12 protein-coding genes are annotated in these 16015 nt (G+C 75.2%); 3 read left to right on the forward strand and 9 right to left on the reverse strand.

The genetic code is table 11. The annotated features are described in order from the left end of the window. Positions 1-72 precede the first annotated feature (72 nt). The 7 genes from ACWFR1_RS11075 to ACWFR1_RS11105 form a co-directional block, all read right to left on the reverse strand. Positions 73-465, reverse strand: coding sequence for a VOC family protein (locus ACWFR1_RS11075; RefSeq protein ID WP_453549059.1), 393 nt, complete (start codon positions 463-465; stop codon positions 73-75). A gap of 68 nt (positions 466-533) precedes the next feature. Next, positions 534-1364, reverse strand: coding sequence for an ammonia-dependent NAD(+) synthetase (gene nadE / locus ACWFR1_RS11080; RefSeq protein ID WP_453549061.1), 831 nt, complete (start codon positions 1362-1364; stop codon positions 534-536). 76 nt (positions 1365-1440) lie between these two features. Further along, the gene (locus ACWFR1_RS11085; RefSeq protein ID WP_453549063.1) at positions 1441-2586 is read right to left on the reverse strand and encodes a sulfite oxidase; all 1146 of its coding nucleotides are present in this window, start codon (positions 2584-2586) and stop codon (positions 1441-1443) included. Positions 2587-2703: 117 nt separating this feature from the next. Further along, positions 2704-3480, reverse strand: coding sequence for a hypothetical protein (locus tag ACWFR1_RS11090; RefSeq protein ID WP_453549065.1), 777 nt, complete (start codon positions 3478-3480; stop codon positions 2704-2706). Positions 3481-3692: 212 nt separating this feature from the next. Next, positions 3693-5852: an ATP-binding protein gene (locus ACWFR1_RS11095; protein WP_453549067.1), complete on the reverse strand. Its 2160-nt coding sequence runs from the start codon at positions 5850-5852 to the stop codon at positions 3693-3695. A gap of 115 nt (positions 5853-5967) precedes the next feature. After that, on the reverse strand, positions 5968-7593 hold the full coding sequence (locus tag ACWFR1_RS11100; protein ID WP_453549069.1) for a molybdopterin-dependent oxidoreductase: 1626 nt from the start codon (positions 7591-7593) through the stop codon (positions 5968-5970). 200 nt (positions 7594-7793) lie between these two features. Next, positions 7794-8420, reverse strand: a complete 627-nt coding sequence (locus ACWFR1_RS11105; RefSeq protein WP_453549071.1) for a sigma-70 family RNA polymerase sigma factor — start codon at positions 8418-8420, stop codon at positions 7794-7796. 134 nt (positions 8421-8554) lie between these two features. On the opposite strand from ACWFR1_RS11105, the gene ACWFR1_RS11110 reads away from it, so the two are divergent. After that, positions 8555-9736, forward strand: coding sequence for a MerR family transcriptional regulator (locus ACWFR1_RS11110; RefSeq protein WP_453549073.1), 1182 nt, complete (start codon positions 8555-8557; stop codon positions 9734-9736). 51 nt (positions 9737-9787) lie between these two features. On the opposite strand, the gene ACWFR1_RS11115 is transcribed toward ACWFR1_RS11110, so the two are convergent. Both ACWFR1_RS11115 and ACWFR1_RS11120 read right to left on the reverse strand, forming a co-directional pair. Beyond that, positions 9788-11167: a cryptochrome/photolyase family protein gene (locus tag ACWFR1_RS11115; protein WP_453549076.1), complete on the reverse strand. Its 1380-nt coding sequence runs from the start codon at positions 11165-11167 to the stop codon at positions 9788-9790. Positions 11168-11454: 287 nt separating this feature from the next. Beyond that, complete coding sequence (locus ACWFR1_RS11120; protein WP_453549078.1) at positions 11455-13068, reverse strand: SDR family oxidoreductase; 1614 nt, start codon at positions 13066-13068, stop codon at positions 11455-11457. 177 nt (positions 13069-13245) lie between these two features. On the opposite strand from ACWFR1_RS11120, the gene ACWFR1_RS11125 reads away from it, so the two are divergent. Together ACWFR1_RS11125 and ACWFR1_RS11130 are read left to right on the forward strand one after the other, a co-directional pair. After that, on the forward strand, positions 13246-13740 hold the full coding sequence (locus tag ACWFR1_RS11125) for a MarR family winged helix-turn-helix transcriptional regulator (protein ID WP_453549081.1): 495 nt from the start codon (positions 13246-13248) through the stop codon (positions 13738-13740). Positions 13741-13873: 133 nt separating this feature from the next. Beyond that, entirely contained in the window at positions 13874-16015 is a 2142-nt protein-coding gene (locus ACWFR1_RS11130; RefSeq protein ID WP_453549083.1) for an MMPL family transporter, read from the forward strand.

The following is a 16015-nucleotide window of genomic DNA, read 5'->3' on the forward strand; positions in this document are numbered from 1 at the left end:
ATTGCAGGGGGAACGGGGGCGGTCCGCACCGCGGCCGGGCCGTTCGGGTGCGGAACCCCTGGTCCCGGCGGCTCAGCCGTGTTCGTTGAGGACGGAGAGGACGTTCCCCGCGGGGTCCGTGAACCAGGCGATCGTCGGCCTGCCGTCACCGCCCCGCATGATGCCCTTCTCGTCCGCCTCGAACTCGGGGTAGCGCTCCGGGGTCACCCCGCGCGCCGCCAGCTCGTCGACGGCCCGGTCGACGTCGTCGACCTCGAAGTTGAGGATCGTGAACGAGGCGGGGGTGTGGTTCTCCTTCGGGTAGACGAAGATCCGCGCCCCGCCGGCCAGGGTGAGGAGGAGCATGCGCATGTCGCCCTCCCCCTGTCCCTCCACCTTCAGACCGAGGGTCTCGCCGTAGAAGCGCCGGGCGGCGTCGAGGTCGTCGACCGAGAAGCCGCTGAACGCCGTGGTCTCGCCGAACATGGCGTACTCCCTTCCGGGAGACTCTTCCGAGACCCCCTTCCAGGATCCGCCGACGGGCCGTGAACCGCTCAGGGAGCGATCGGCAGCTGTCGCTTGTGCTCGGTGAGCCGGTAGCGGCGGACGATGGAGGCGAAGGCGGCCTCCGCGACCGGCTTGCCCTCCAGGAAGTCGTCGATGTCGTCGTACGTGACGCCGAGGGCGTCCTCGTCGGGCTTGCCCGGGTCCAGGGTCTCCAGGTCGGCCGTCGGGACCTTCCACACCAGACCGGCCGGGGCGCCGAGCTCGGCGGCGACCGCGCGGACGCGCCGCTTGGTGAGGCCGGTGAGCGGGACGACGTCGGCGGCGCCGTCGCCGAACTTGGTGAAGAAGCCGGAGACGGCCTCGGCGGCGTGGTCGGTGCCGACGACGAGACCGTCGTGGGCGCCGGCGACCGCGTACTGGGCGATCATCCGCTGGCGGGCCTTGATGTTGCCCTGGACGAAGTCCTGGTGGTGGGCGTCGCGGAAGGCCACCCCGCCCGCGAGGCAGGCGTCCAGGGCGGCGTCGCTCGCGGCCTTCACGTCGACGGTGAGGACCTGGTCGGCGCGGATGAAGCCGAGGGCGGTCTGCGCGTCGCTCTCGTCGGCCTGGACGCCGTACGGCAGGCGCATGGCGTAGAAGGTCGCGTCGTGCCCGGCGGCCCGGACCCGCTCGACGGCGAGCTGGCACAGCCGGCCGGCGGTGGTCGAGTCGACGCCCCCGCTGATGCCGAGGACGAGGGAGCGCAGCCCCGTGGAGGTGAGGCGCTCGGCGAGGAAGGCCACTCGGCGCTCGATCTCCACGGCCGGGTCGAAGGTGTCGGACACCTCGAGCTCCCGGGCGATCTGCTGCTGGAGGGCGGTGGACGCCGGGTCGGTCACGGGGGTCTCCTCGTCGGGGTCGGGCGGGGTGCGGTGTACCGCGGTGATACCGGGGACGACTCTACGCGCCGCCCGATCAGGCGTCGGACGGGTCCGGTACGCAGAACACCTCGACCCGCTGCACGAGGTTGTTCGCGAAGCCGCCGCGGTTCCACGGGGCGGCGAGCGGCTGGACGTGCCCCTCGGCGTCGGTCGCCCGCGCGGTGAGGCGGTGCCGCCCCGGTGTCGCCGTCCAGGTGCCGTACCAGGACGACCAGGCCCAGGGGTGCGCGGTGTCGTGGTCGAGCGCGGCATCCGTCCAGGCCGCGCCGCCGTCCACGCTGATCTCGACGCGCGTGACCGGTCCGTGGCCGGACCAGGCGCGCCCGGCGAGGGGGACGGGCCCGGGGCGGACGACCCGGGCGCGGGACATGAAGTCCGGGAAGCCGGGCGGGATCATCAGGGCGCGGGGCGCGATGAGGGTGACGGGCTCGCCGGGGTCGTCGTCGGCGGCCGTCGCGCCCCGGACGCGGTAGGCGACGCTCTGCTGGAAGCCGGTGTACGGGTCTGCGGTGACCGTGATGTCGTGGAGCCACTTCACGTGGGCCATGCCGTACCAGCCGGGGACGACGAGCCGGAGGGGGGAGCCGTGCTGCGGGGGCAGGGGCGCGCCGTTCATCGCGTACGCGACGAGGACGTCCCGCGCCGGGTCGGCCGCCACCGACAGGGGCAGGCCGCGGCGGTAGTCCTGCTCGACGCCCCGCTCGACCCCGTGGTCGGCGCCCGTGAACACGGCCTCGACCGCGTCCTCGGCGGTCCCGGCCTCCGCGAGCAGCGCGGCGAGCGGGATGCCCGTCCAGTCGGCGGTGCCGACCGCCTCGACGAGCCAGGGCTGGCTGACGGGGCGCGGGGTGAGCCGGGCGCGGCCGTTCCCGGCGCACTCCAGGGTCACGCGGCGGGTGACGGAGGGCCGTGCGCGCAGCGCGTCGAGGTCCTGGGCGAGCGGCCGGAGCACCCGCCCGCCGACGGTGAGCCGCCAGCCGTCCGGGTCCGTGGCGGGGATGTCGTAGTGCACGAGCACGTAGTGGAGGCCGGGCGGGGTGACGTCGTACCGCAGCGCTTCGAGGGGCAGCCCGTGGTTGCGGGCGGCGAGGGCGAGCTCCTCGGAGGTGATGCCCTCCTCGGGGCCCGCGAGCCGTCCCGGTGCGCTGATGTCACCCGGCCCGCTCGGGGATCCGTCCATCCCCTCATGGTGCGCCGGGCGCGTCGTGGTGTCCTGCCGATGGGTGCCAGGTCGTGTCCGGAAAGGGGCGCCGTCTGCCTGCCGACGAGTGGGGCCGCCGCCGCGTCCCCGCTCGGCTCACGGGGTGAAGACCTGCTCCAACCGGTGGATCGCCCCGTCGTCGCCGGTCTCGTACCGGAAGACCAGGCCCGAGTCCGGATGCGCGTCGACCCAGTCGATCAGCTCCTGGACACCGATCCGCTGGTTCTCGGTGCTCTCGACGATCGGGGTGGTGACGGTGACGTACGCGGCCTGGTCGAGGGCCCAGCGGCTCTCCTCGCCGGTGCCGACGAAGGGAGCGCCGTCGGTGTCCGCCGCACCGCAGCCCCAGGCTCCGTGCTGGAGGACGAGGTTCACCTTCCCGGTGCTGCCGTCGAGTTCCTCGACGCGGTACAGGGCGATCTCGTCGGGGTCGACGTCGTCGGGGCTCGGCGGCGCGTCGACACAGTCGGCCGACGCGTCTTCGGACGCCCCGGACTTCGACCCGCCGGGCTTCTTCGTGGAGGGCTTCTTCGTCGCGGGTTTGTCGGTCGTGGGCTTGTTGGTCGCGGGCTTGTCGGTCGCGGGCTTGTCGGTCGCGGGCTTGTCGGTCGCGGGCTTGTCGGTCGCGGGCTTGTCGGTCGTGGGCTTCGTCGTCGTCGGTGCGGGGGCCGGAGTGGTCGGGGCCTCGGTCGGAGGCTCCGCCGACGGCTCGGCGGTGGGCCCCGGGTCCCCTGACGTCTCGGGCGCCTCGGCGGTCACACCCGGCGCGGCGCCCCCGGCGGCGGATCCGCTCTCCTGGCAGCCGGTGAGCGCGACGGCCAGGGTGAGGGCGGCCAGCGTGAGGACGGTGGGTCTGAGGCGGTCGACGTTCATTCGGGACTCCCCCTGTTCGGGCGGCCCCGCGGGCCGCACCCCTGCCCGGAACGTAGCAACGGCCCGGCCCCGACGCAGTACCGGAGACCGCTGTGTCACAGACCCGGAACACTGCCAGGACAGCCCCACGACACCCCGGCGCCGGACCGGTCGGCGACGGTCTCGGGGCCGGCCGTGGCCGCCGGCGCCGGCCGGTACGGCTCGGGCCGTCGTCAGGACTGCGGGGAGCCGCGCAGCGCCCGGTCGAGGCCGTCCTGCGGGAGGCCCGCGAGGGCGCGCAGGAAGATCTCCTCGTAGGCGGGCTCGCCGATCGTCGCGCGGGCCGTGTCGGTGTACTTCTCGCGGAGGGCGCGCAGCCCGGGCAGACCACGGCGGGGCTGGCCGGTGGAGCGCCAGTACGCCTCGCCCGTGCCGGAGACGTCGGCGGCGCGCTCACCGTCTCCGGCGGCCGCGAGGGCCGTGGCGAGGACGTCGAGGCCGAGGGCGACGCCCAGGCTCGCGCCGAGCCGCCGGGTGCCTTCGAGCATCTCGCGGGCGTGTCCGGCGGCGGCCGCGGGGTCGCCCTCCAGGAGGCCGGTGAGCGCGAGCTGGTACTCCAGGGCGGTGCGCGTCCAGTGCTCGTCGAGCTCCTCGCAGAGGGCGCGCAGCGCGAGCGCCCGCTCGCGGGCCTCGGCGAGCCGGCCGAGGCCGGTGAGGGCGAAGACCCGTACGAGGCCGCAGCGCAGCCGGGCGGCGGAGTCGGCCGGTCCGCCGGGCACGGCGTCGAGGACGTGGTCCACGACGACGAAGGCGGCCATGGGGCGGGCGGTGGTCAGGGCGAGGAGCCCCGCCAGGGCGGCGGCGTCCAGGGTGAGGTCACCGGGCCGGGGCCGCCCGGCCACCGCGTCCGGATCGTCCGGCGCACCTGCCGGCCGGGACCCCGGGCGTCCCTCGGGCCGCTCCCCCGGCCGTTCCCCGGACCGTTCGTCCGACCGTCCCCCGGGCCGCTCCCCCCACCGTCCCTCCAAGGCCTCCTCGTACTCCGTGTAGCGGGCCTCACGGGCGCAGCGTTCGCTGACCTCCTGGGCCGGGCCGGACTCGCCCTGGAGGACGAGGGTCACGCCGAGCGCCCAGAGGGCGCGGGCTCGGGCGCGGCCCCGGGAGTCGCTGAGGAGCAGGGCCTGTTCGAGGCCGTCGCGGGCCTCGCGGAGGCGCCCGCGGCAGGACCAGGCGAAGGCGACGGAGCCGACGAGGTCGAGCGCCGCGTCCGGGTCGGTGCGCAGCAGCCGGTCGAGGGCGGTACGGAGATCGGTGTGGTGGGCGTCGACGCTGCGGTACCAGCGGAGCTGGCGGGCGCCGAGCCACTCGGTGTCCGCCCGGCGGGCGAGGCCACGGAAGTGGGCGGCGTGCCGGTCGGCGACCGTCCCGGTCTCGCCGGTCCGGTCCAGCCAGGTCGCCCCGTACGCGCGGATCGTGTCGAGCATCCGGTGGCGTCCGGACGCGTCGGGCGGGCGGACCACGGAGGAGCGGACGAGTCCGTCGAGGGCTTCCGGCAGGGACGCGGGGGTCAGCGGACCGCCGGAGCAGACGGCGATCGCCGACGGGAGGTCGAAGGGGCCGCGGAAGACGGAGAGACGGGCCCAGAGGAGGCGTTCGAGCGGGGCGCACAGCTCGTGGCTCCAGCCGATGGCGGCGCGCAGGGTCTGATGGCGGCTCGGCCACACCCGGTCGGTGTGGGCGAGCAGCTCGAAGCGGGCTCCCGGCGGGGTGTCGAGGCGGGTCCCGAGCTGGTCGCGGACGGCCTCGGCGCCCTGGAGGCGGATCTGCGCGGCGGCCAGTTCCAGGGCGAGGGGGATGCCTTCGAGGCGTACGCAGATCTCCCCGGCGGGCCCGGCGGCGGGGAAGTCCTCCCCGGCGGCCCGGCGGAGCAGCTCCAGGGCGTCCCGCCCGGCGGGCGGCAGCGGGTCGAGGGCGACGATCCGCTCGCCGTCGACACCGAGGGGGCGGCGGCTGGTGGCGAGGACGGTGAGTCCGGGGGCGGCGGCGAGCAGGTCGGCGACGAGCCGGGCGCAGGGACCGGCGAGGTGCTCGCAGGAGTCGAGGACGAGGAGCAGCCGGTCCTCTGCGAGCCTCCGGCAGAGCGCGGTGCTCGCCATGCCGGGGGTGTGGTCGGCGAGGTCGACGGAGTCGGCGACGAGCGCGACGAGGAGGCGGTCGCCGTCGAGGGGGGTCAGGTCGGTCCACCAGGCGCCGTCCGGGAACCGCCCGGCCGCGCGGTGCGCGGCGCGCAGCGCGAGACGGGTCTTGCCGACGCCGCCGACGCCGGTCACGGTGACGAGGCGGCGCTCCGCCAACGCGGCGGATATTCGGCCCAGTTCCGTGCGGCGCCCCACGAACCCAGGGTTCTCGTCCGGAAGATGTCCACGCACGGAAGCAGTGTCCCTCATGAACGGCCCGAACGGACCGGCGGAACCGCTTCGTTACGATTCGTCGCGCCGTACCACCGGGTCACTTCACCGTCACGACGACGGAGTGCCAACCCTGGGCCCCGTCGGGCATCGTGTCGGTGCGCTGTTCGGACTGGGTGGTGCCGGTGCCGTCGGTGGCGCGCACGGTGAGGGTGTGCCGGCCCGGGTCGGCCGTCCAGGGGTACGTCCACTGGCGCCAGGTGTCACGGCTGTCCTCGGCGGCGAGGCGGGCGTCCCGCCAGGGGCCCTCGTCGATCCGTACCTCGACGCGGGTGATGCCCCGGTGCTGGGCCCAGGCCACTCCGGCGATCATCACGGTGCCGGCGGTGGGCCGGGCCAGGGGGCGGGGGGTGTCGATGCGGGACTGCGTCTTGACGGGTGCCTCGGCGGCCCAGCCGCGCGGGACCCAGTAGGCGTCGTAGGCGTCGAAGGTGGTGAGCTCGATCGACTCGATCCACTTGCAGGCCGAGACGTACCCGTAGAGACCGGGAACGAGCATGCGGACGGGGAAGCCGTGGGTGAAGGGCAGGGGTTCGCCGTTCATGCCGAAGGCGAGGAGGGCGTCACGGCCGTCCATGACCTCCTCGACGGGGGTGCCGATGGTCATGCCGTCGACGGAGCGGGCGACGAGCTGGTCGGCGGGTCCGCCCTCCGAGGGCGGGCGGACGCCGGCCTCGCGAAGGAGGTCCGCGAGGGAGACGCCGAGCCAGCGGGCGTTGCCGACATAGGGTCCGCCGACCTCGTTGGAGACGCAGGCGAGGGTGATGTCGCGCTCGATCGCCGGACGGGAAATCAGCTCCGGCAGCGTGAGGGTGAGTTCCTCGCGGACACCGCTGCCGTGGAGGCGCAGGCGCCAGCGCTCGGCGTCGACCTTGGGGACGACGAGCGCGGTGTCGACGCGGTAGAAGTCGCGGTTGGGGGTGAGGAACGGGCTGATCCCGGGCACCCGGAGCTGGGTCCCGGCCGGTACGGCCGGTGCGGGGGACGTGGGCCGGGGCAGGCGCAGGGCGGCACGGGAGGCGACGGCGTTCCCCTCGACGGGGCTGCCGACCGCGCGGGCGACGGCGGCGGCGCCGGTCGCGGCGAGGCCGCCGGCCGCGGCGACGATCAGGAAGCTCCGGCGGCCGTCACGGACGGCTCCGGCTCCGGCCTCGGTCCCGGTTCCGGTTCCGGCTCCGGCCTCGGTTCCTGTTCCGGCGGCGCCACGGGTGAGGCAGCCGATCAGGATGTAGAGCAGGAGCGCGCCGGCGGCCGCGCCCACGAGGGAGGGCACGGCGTCAATGGCCGAGTCCGAGTCGGGGCGGGTGACGGCCGCCAGGGCGCCGAGGAGGCCGAACGCGCCGACCGCTGCCGCGCCGAGGAGTCGGTGACGCAGTGCGAGGAGGCCGATCCCGGCGGCGAGAGCCCCGAGCAGGACGAGGATGCCGAGCTGGAGGACGGCCTTGTCGGCCTCGCCGAAGGCGCGGATGGCCCAGTCCTTGACGGCGGCGGGGGTCCGGTCGACGACAGCGCCGCCCACGGCGGGTACGGGGCTCGCCTCGGGCCGCACCCAGAAGGCGGCGACGTCCGCCACGGCGAGGGAGACATAGGCGGCGAGCAAACCGCCGACCGCCGCCAGGAGTCGGTCCGTGCGTGTGGGCTCGCGCGGGGGCGAGGAGAGGGTCATGCCACTCATTCGGCATCAACGGCGCCCAGGATGGGGGTGATTCACCCCGAAGGGTGAGACACGGAAGCGACCGGCCCTCCCGGGCCGCCCCTCCACGACCCCGTCCGCGTCCCCGCCCCCCGCAGGGGGCGGGGACGCGGTCCGGACGCGTGCCGCCCTACCCTCTGGTCGACCGCGTCGCTCGTGCGTCGTTGGCTCTCTCAGCTCGCGAGGGCCGTGCCGCGACCGCTCCCGGCGGGCACCTCGCTCAGGGAGCGCCGCATCCGGTCGAGCCCCCGCCGGGCGTGGCTCTTCACCGTGCCCAGCGGTAGTCCGGTACGCGCGGCGATCTGCGCCTGCGTGAGGTCCCCGTAGAAGGCCATCGCCAGTACCTCGCGCTGCGCGGCGGGGAGTTTCGCCAGCTCACCGGTGATCACGAGACGGTCGAGGACGGCGTCGGGGCCGTGGGCCGCCACGTCGTCCCCCAGGGACAGTCGCACCCCGGCCGCGACCACCAGGTCCCGGCGGCGGGTGCGCGCCGTCAGGGCGTCGGCGATCTTCCGCCGTGTGATGCCGACGAGCCATCCGGGGAACGGACCGCGCTCCGGTCGGTAACCGGCGCGGCCGCGCCAGGCGGCGAAGAAGACCTGTTGGACGACGTCCTCGGCCTCCTTGGCGTCGCCCAGGCAGCGGGTGGCGAGCGCGGACACGAGGCCGGACCACCGGACGTACGCGACGGCGAGGCACCGGTCGTCGCCGCGCACGAAGCCCTCGGCGACCTCGCGGTCGGACAGGGTGCGGGCCTCCGCCGGGGACGGCGACCGCAGGACGACGCGCGGTGCGGTCATGACGACTGCTCCTCTGGCCTGGACCGGGGACGACCGGTCGAACGGGGCGGGACCCCCTCGCGGGGCTCTCCCAGGCTCTGTCGAGACACCGTTCGCGCTCCACTCGCAACGCTTGTGCGTCGTATCGTGGAGCCATGACCGAGCTCTCGCCGGGTCTCACCACCGGCGCGGTGGCGCGCCGTCTGGGAGTGGCGCCCACGACCCTCCGCTCCTGGGACCGCCGGTACGGCATCGGCCCGGCCGCCCGCCAGGACGGCCGGCACCGACGGTGGACCCCCGACGACGTCGCCGTCCTGCGGCAGATGTGCCGGCTGACCGCGTCGGGAGTCCCGCCGGCGGAGGCGGCCTGTGCCGCCCTGGCCGGCGCGGCGCGCACACGGCCGGCCGCGCTGACCGGACACGCCGCCCCGACCGGACCGGCCGTCCCACCCGCCGACCCGAGCGACCCCGCCGACCCGACCGACCCCATCGACCCGAGCGACCCCACAGGCCCGGCCGACCCCACCGGCCCGGCCTCCGCCGGGGCAGGCCCCGCCCCGCGGCCCGGCTCCGGACCCCTCGCGCGGCCCTCCGCGGAAGCCGAGCCCCCCGCGTCCCGCTCGGCTGACGAGTCGTCCGCGGACGAGGCCCGGCGGCAGGCCCGGGGCCTGGGCCGGGCGGCCGTCCGGCTGGACTCCGGGGCCATGGACGAGCTCCTGGAGGCCGCCATCGCGCGGCACGGCCTGGTCGCGGCCTGGGAGGAGGTGATGGCCCCGGCCCTGCACGCCGTCGGCCGCAAGTGGCAGACCTCGGAGGACCGGTACGTCGAGGTCGAGCATCTGCTCTCCTGGCACGTGTCGTCGGCGCTGCGCCGGTTCGGCGCCACGGCCCGCCCGGGCTCCGCGGCGGCCGGCCCTCCCCCGGTCCTGCTCGCCTGCGTGCCCGACGAGCAGCACACGCTCCCCCTGGAGGCGCTCGCCGCCGGCCTCGCCGAGATCGGCGCGCCCACGCTGATGTTCGGCGCGGCGGTGCCACCCGAGGCGCTCGACCAGGCGGTACGGAGGACGGGACCCGTCGCGGTCGTGCTGTGGGCCCAGGCCCGGTCCACGGCGCACCATCCGCTGGCGCGGCACGTCGCCGACACGTCCTGGGGCGTCAGGGGCGCCAGGACCCGTCCGGTCGTCCTCCTCGCGGGACCCGGCTGGGCGGGCCGGACCCCCGCGCCGGGGCTGCTGCGCCCCGGCGGGCTGCGGGAGGCCCTGGCCCTCCTGCGCGGGCTCCGCGATACGTCGCAGGAGGGTGAGCCGCCCGCCGCCTCGCCGGCGCGGCGGACCTGAGTGCCCGACCGGGCGGGGCTTCTCTCTCCCCCCGTTCCCGGTGCGCCTCGTTCAGCCCCGGTCGCGGTTCCGTGCGTGGCGGAACCGGCCGAGCCCGTCGGCGAGTTCGATGACGGGGTCGGGATAGTCGAACCGGGCCCGTTCCAGCCCGGGCAGTCGCCATGGCTCGTGGACGGCGGGGCCTTCGAGCCCGGCGAGTTCCGGTACCCAGCGCCGTACGTAGGCGCCGTCGGGGTCGTACCGCTTGCCCTGGATCATCGGGTTGAGCACCCGGTTGGGGCGGCTGTCGGTGCCCGTGCCGGCCATCCACTGCCAGTTGAGCTGGTTGTTCGCGACGTCGCCGTCGACGAGCAGGCGCATGAAGTGCCGGGCGCCCTCGCGCCAGTCGAGGTACAGCGTCTTGGTCAGGAACGAAGCCGCGAGCAGCCGTCCGCGGTTGTGCATCCACCCCTCGTGTGCGAGCTGCCGCATCGCGGCGTCCACGACCGGGTAGCCCGTGCGGCCCTCCTGCCACGCCCGCAGGTCGGCCTCGGCCGCCTTCCCGCGCCGCCAGCGGTCGTGCTGGGTGCGGTAGTCGTCCGCGGCCGCGCCGGGGCGCGCGGCGAGGACCTGGTGGTGGAAGTCGCGCCAGCAGAGCTGCCGTACGAACGCCTGCGCGCCGGGCCCGCCCCGCGACCGGGCGCGGTGGACGGCCTCGCCCGCCGAGACCGCCCCGAAGTGGAGGTACGGCGACAGGCGCGAGGTCAGGTCACCGGCGAGGTCGTCGTGGCCCTCCTCGTAGCCGTCGGCGCCCCGGGCCAGCCAGGCGGTGAGGCGCTTCCGTCCCTCCGTCTCCCCGCCGGTGGCGAGGCCCGGGGAGACGGAGGGGACGTCCGTCGGGGACGGCAGGTCCTCGGAGCGGATCCCGCCGGGTACCCGGATGTGGCGGGGCGCCGCGATCGGTGCGCGCAGCCGCTCACGTGACCAGCGGTCGAAGTAGGGGGTGAAGACCGCGTAGTGGTCCGAGCCGCTCGGTGTCACGGCGCCGGGGGGCAGTGCGGTGACGACGCCGTCGTGGACGTACAGGCGCCGCCCGTCGGCCTCCAGGGCGCGGCGCAGGCGGTCCTCACGGCGAGCGCTGAAACCGCTGCAGCCGGCCGCCATGTGGACGTCGTCGGCATCGGCCTCGCGCACGACGGCGCACACCTCGGCGACCGGGTCGCCCGAGCGCACGACGAGCCGGCCGCCGCGCTCCCGCAGACCGGCGTCGAGGTCGGCGAGACAGGCCGCGAGGAAGGCGAGCCGGTTGGGTGCGGCCGGGCCCGCGCGGTCCACCGCCGGATCCCGCACGAACAGGGGGACGACCTCGTTCCCCCGGCCCACGGCGGCGTGCAGGGGTGGATGGTCGTGGACGCGGAGGTCGGAGGTGAAGAGGACGACCGAGACGTTCATGGCACCGTTCCTGGCAGGGGACCCCGCCGGCCGCGTGGCACGCGGCCGGCCCGGTGGTCACTGGACTGACCTTGCGGAAGTCGTTCGCGCCGCAGGGTCCGGTCGGATGCGCTCCCCGGGCGGAGGAGGGCAGGGGATCGGCGACGCCAGGTCCCGGCCCTCCCGCGCCCGGAACGCCCGGTCCCGGCCCTCCCGCGCCCCGGAACGCCCGGTCCCGGCCCACCCGCGGCCGGAACGCCGCGCTCCACGGACCCCGGGCACCGACGCCCCCCGCCCGACGCGCTCCCTCACTCCTCGCGGTCCGGCGTGGACGCGGCCGCGCGGCTCCCCGCGGGCGCGGGACGCGGGCCCCCGGCCGCCCCGTCGCCCGGCTCCCCGCCACGCCCGTCCGGTTCCGCCGCCCCGTTGGTCTCCGCGGTCCGCGCGATCTCGCGGGCCATCCCGCCGAAGACCACGGCGTGGAACGGCGAGACGCTCCACCAGTAGGCCTGACCTGCCAGGCCGTGCGGGTGGAACAGCGCCCGCTGTCGGTAGCGGGTCGCTCCGTTCCCGTCGCGCTCGACGTACATCTCCAGCCAGGCGAGGCCCGGGAGGCGCATCTCGGCGCGCAGCCGCAGCAGCCGGCCGCGTTCGATCTCCTCCACCCGCCAGAAGTCCAGCGAGTCGCCGACCCTCAGACGGGTGGCGTCGCGGCGGCCGCGGCGCAGTCCGACGCCGCCGACCAACCGGTCGAGCCAGCCGCGGACGGCCCAGGCGAGTGGGAAGGAGTACCAGCCGTTCTCGCCGCCGATGCCCTCGACGACCTGCCACAGCGCCTCCGGCGACGCGTCGACGGTCAGCTCGCGCTCGTCGGTGTAGAGGCTGCCGCCCGCCCAGTCGGGGTCGGTGGGCAGCGGATCGCTCGGCGCGCCGGGGACGGAGGCGGAGGACCAGCGAGTGGCGATCCGGGCCTCGCGGACCCGTTCGAGGGCGAGCGAGAGCGCCGTGTCGAAGCCGAGTGGCGTGCCGGGCGGGTCCGGTACCCACGTGGCGATGTCGTGCTCGTCGCAGACGACCTCGTAGCGGAGCGACTCGGCGAGCGGGCGGGCGATGGACCGCGGCACGGGAGTGACCAGGCCGATCCAGTGGCTCGACAGCCCTGGGGTCAGGACGGGTACGGGGACGATGACCCGGCGCCGCAGCCCGGCGACTTCGGCGTAGCGGTGCATCATCGTCAGGTACGTGAGGACGTCGGGCCCGCCGATGTCGAAGGAGCGGCTGACCTCCTGGGGCATCCGCGCGCTGCCGACCAGGTAGCGCAGCACGTCCCGGACGGCGATCGGCTGGATCCGGGTACGCACCCAGCTCGGGGTGACCATCACCGGCAGGCGCTCGGTCAGGTAGCGGAGCATCTCGAAGGAGGCCGAGCCCGAGCCGATGATGACGGCGGCCCGGAGCACGGTCGTCGGGACCCCGGACTCCAGGAGGATCCGCCCGACCTCCGCGCGGGAGCGCAGATGCGGCGAGAGCTCCCGGTCGGGGATGTCCCGGGGGGTGAGGCCGCCGAGGTAGACGATGCGGCGGACGCCGGCGGCGCGGGTCTGTTCGGCGAAGGTGCGGGCCGCCAGGCGGTCCGTGCGCTCGAAGTCGGGCCCGCCGGCCAGCGCGTGCACCAGGTAGTAGGCGATCTCCACGTCCCGGAGGGCCGGGGCGAGGGTTTCGGCGTCGGTGACGTCCCCCTTGACGATCTCGACCTCTCCGGCCCAGGGGTGGTCCCGGAGTTTCGCGGGGGTACGGGCCAGGCACCGCACCCGGTATCCGGCCGCGAGGAGTTCGGGGACGAGACGTCCGCCGATGTACCCGCTGACGCCCGTGACGAGGCAGAGCGGCCCCGGGGACTCCTGTCCTGACGCCTTGCTCATGGACCTGCTCCGTTCCGCTGTCGGGAGGGGCTCCCCCGGCTGCTCCGAGGGCGCCCTCCACCCTTCCGAGTGCCGCCCCGTCGGCTCGCGAGGCTTCCCGCGGGGTCTGGGGGCTTCCTGATCCCTTCCCCGAACGCCGCCGCTGTGGATGCACCTGGGTATCTATAGGCTGATCGTGTGGCCAGTACAGAGGATTCCGGGACCGGTGGGACCCGCCCCGAGCGCGCTCCTGGAGATCTCCAGAGCTTCGCCCGCGCGCTGCGGCGGGCGAACGGCGAGATCAACCGACTGGTCCATGGTTTCGCTCTCGCGCAGGGTCTGCATCCCACGGACGTGCAGGCGCTCTCGGTCGTCCTGGACAGCCCGGAGCCGCTGACTCCCGGGCGTCTGCGGGAGCACCTGGGTCTGACGTCGGGGGCCGTCACGGCCTGTCTCGACCGCCTGGAGAAGGCGGGGCACATCCGGCGTTCCCGGGAGAGCGCCGACCGCAGGGTGGTGCACGTGCACTACGTGGACGGGGCGAGGGCAGCCGCACGGAGTTACTTCATGCCGCTGGCGCAGGCCGCGGACCGGGCCCGGCACAGGTTCGACGAGGAGGAGCTGACGGCCGCGCTGCGCTTCCTGGACGCGCTGAACGAGGAACTCGGCGAACTGCGCGTGCCCCGCCGCTGACCGGCCGGCTCCGTCGTCGTCGCCCACCCCCTGGGCCCGTGACCGCCGCACCCGTGCTTCAATCTCTCTCAATCATTGAGATTCTTTTTCATTGAAACATATGTTCCAGACCTCCCTCGTTCCTGGAGTCCGCATGTACCGCCCCACGCGCCGGGCAGTCCGTCTCGTGCCCCTCGTCCTGCTCCTCCTCTGGCTCGCCGTCGGCGGCGGCCTCGGCCCGTACGCGGGGAAACTCGGCGAGGTGGCCACCAACGACCAGGCCGCCTTCCTCCCCCGCAGCGCCGAGTCCACCCGGGTGATCGAGGCCCAGCGGGCCTTCCGCCAGGAAGAGACCCTTCCCGCCCTCGTCGTCTGGACCTCGCCCGACGGCGGTCCGGTCCCCGCCGAGGCGCGGACCGCAGCCACCCGCGCGCTGGCCACGCTGAACGGCCGACCCGGCGTCGTCGGCGCCCCGTCCCCGGCCCTCCCGTCCGAGGACGGTGAGGCGCTGCGCGGCGTCGTCCAGCTTCGCCCGGACCTCGGCGAGGAGCTCGCTCCCACGCTCGAAGCGATCGACCGGGCCGCCTCCTCGGTCCCCGGGACGACCGTCCAGCTGGCCGGCCCCGCCGCCACCCAGGCCGACCTGTCGGACGCCTTCGCCGGCATCGACGGGCTGCTGCTCGCGGTCGCCCTGGTGACGGTGCTGCTCATCCTGCTGCTCGTGTACCGCAGCGTCCTGCTGCCGCTCGTCATCATCGTCGGCGCGGTGCTCTCGCTCGCCCTGGCCTGCGCGGTCGTGTACGTGCTCGCCGACCACGACATCGTCCGCGTCGACGGCCAGGTGCAGGGCATCCTGTCGATCCTGGTCATCGGCGCCGCCACCGACTACGCCCTCCTCCTCGCCGCCCGGTACCGGGAGGAACTGGCCCGCCGCGAGGGGGACCGCTTCCCGGCCATGGGTGCGGCGCTGCGCCGGTCCGCCGGGCCGATCACGGCCAGCGCGGCCACGGTGGCGCTCGGCCTGCTCGCCCTCCTCCTCAGCGATCTGACGAACAACCGGGCCCTCGGACCGGTGGGTGCGATCGGCATCGTCTGCGCGGTGCTCAGCACCCTGACCTTCCTGCCCGCCGTCCTGGTCCTGCTCGGCCGCGCCGCGTACTGGCCCGCCCGGCCGCGCCCGGCCGACGCCGAGAGCGGTGGCACCACCATCTGGCGGCGGGTCGCCGCGCTGGTGGACCGGGCCCCGCGCAAGGTCTGGGCGGCGACCCTCGCCGGGCTCCTCGCCTGCGCCGCCTTCGCCCCGGTCCTGGATTCCCGTGGGGTCCCCCTCGACGAGATCTTCGTCAACGACGCCCCGTCCGTCGCCGCGCAGGAGACGCTCGGGCGCCACTTCCCCGGCGGGGCGGGCAATCCGGCGGTCGTGATCGCCGGGGCGGACTCGCTCGCCGCGGTGACGGCGGCGGCCGAGGACGTCGAGGGAGTCGACTCGGCGGTCCCGTTCACCGCCTCCGGCCGGCCGGGCGCCGGCGCCCCCCTGGTCGTCGACGGACGGGTCCGGATCGACGTCACCCTGTCCGACGCGGCGGACAGCGAAGCCGCCGCGGCGACCGTCGCCCGGCTCCGCCCGGCCGTCCACGCCGTCCCGGGGTCGGACGCCCTGGTCGGCGGCTACACGGCGCAGAGGTACGACACCCAGCGGACCGCCGAGCGCGACCGGACACTGATCGTGCCGGTGGTGCTCGCCATCATCCTGACCATCCTCGTCGGCCTCCTCCGCTCCCTGCTGATGCCGCTGCTGCTGGTCGCCACGGTGGCGCTGAACTTCGTGGCCACGCTCGGCGTCTCGGCCCTCGTCTTCCGGTACGTCTTCGGATTCACCGGGACGGACGCCTCGGTACCGCTCTACGGCTTCGTGTTCCTGGTGGCGCTCGGGGTGGACTACAACATCTTCCTGATGTCCCGGGTCCGGGAGGAGTCGCTGCGGCACGGCGTCCGGGAGGGCGTCCTGCGCGGGCTGACCGCCACCGGCGGTGTCATCACCTCGGCGGGTGTCGTCCTGGCCGCCACCTTCGCGGCCCTGGGCGTCATCCCGCTCGCCTTCCTGGCGCAGATCGCCTTCATCGTCGCGTTCGGCGTGCTCCTGGACACCCTCGTCGTCCGCTCGCTGCTCGTCCCCGCCCTCGTACGCGACCTCGGCCCCGTCGCGTGGTGGCCGGGTGAACTCAGCCGGAGCGCGACGGGACCGGGGGGCGGCGGTGCTCCGCCGAAGGACGCGACCGCCGCCGGGACCTCCTGA

It is taken from the genome of Streptomyces sp. NPDC055103 (assembly GCF_053607625.1).

Coding starts and splice junctions, on each gene's coding strand:
- ACWFR1_RS11105 (WP_453549071.1), bottom strand. CDS start 8,420: ATGACCGCACCGCGCGTCGTCCTGCGGTCGCCGTCCCCGGCGGAGGCC.
- ACWFR1_RS11090 (WP_453549065.1), bottom strand. CDS start 3,480: ATGAACGTCGACCGCCTCAGACCCACCGTCCTCACGCTGGCCGCCCTC.
- ACWFR1_RS11100 (WP_453549069.1), bottom strand. CDS start 7,593: ATGACCCTCTCCTCGCCCCCGCGCGAGCCCACACGCACGGACCGACTC.
- ACWFR1_RS11130 (WP_453549083.1), top strand. CDS start 13,874: ATGTACCGCCCCACGCGCCGGGCAGTCCGTCTCGTGCCCCTCGTCCTG.
- ACWFR1_RS11110 (WP_453549073.1), top strand. CDS start 8,555: ATGACCGAGCTCTCGCCGGGTCTCACCACCGGCGCGGTGGCGCGCCGT.
- ACWFR1_RS11075 (WP_453549059.1), bottom strand. CDS start 465: ATGTTCGGCGAGACCACGGCGTTCAGCGGCTTCTCGGTCGACGACCTC.
- ACWFR1_RS11120 (WP_453549078.1), bottom strand. CDS start 13,068: ATGAGCAAGGCGTCAGGACAGGAGTCCCCGGGGCCGCTCTGCCTCGTC.
- ACWFR1_RS11115 (WP_453549076.1), bottom strand. CDS start 11,167: ATGAACGTCTCGGTCGTCCTCTTCACCTCCGACCTCCGCGTCCACGAC.
- ACWFR1_RS11085 (WP_453549063.1), bottom strand. CDS start 2,586: ATGGACGGATCCCCGAGCGGGCCGGGTGACATCAGCGCACCGGGACGG.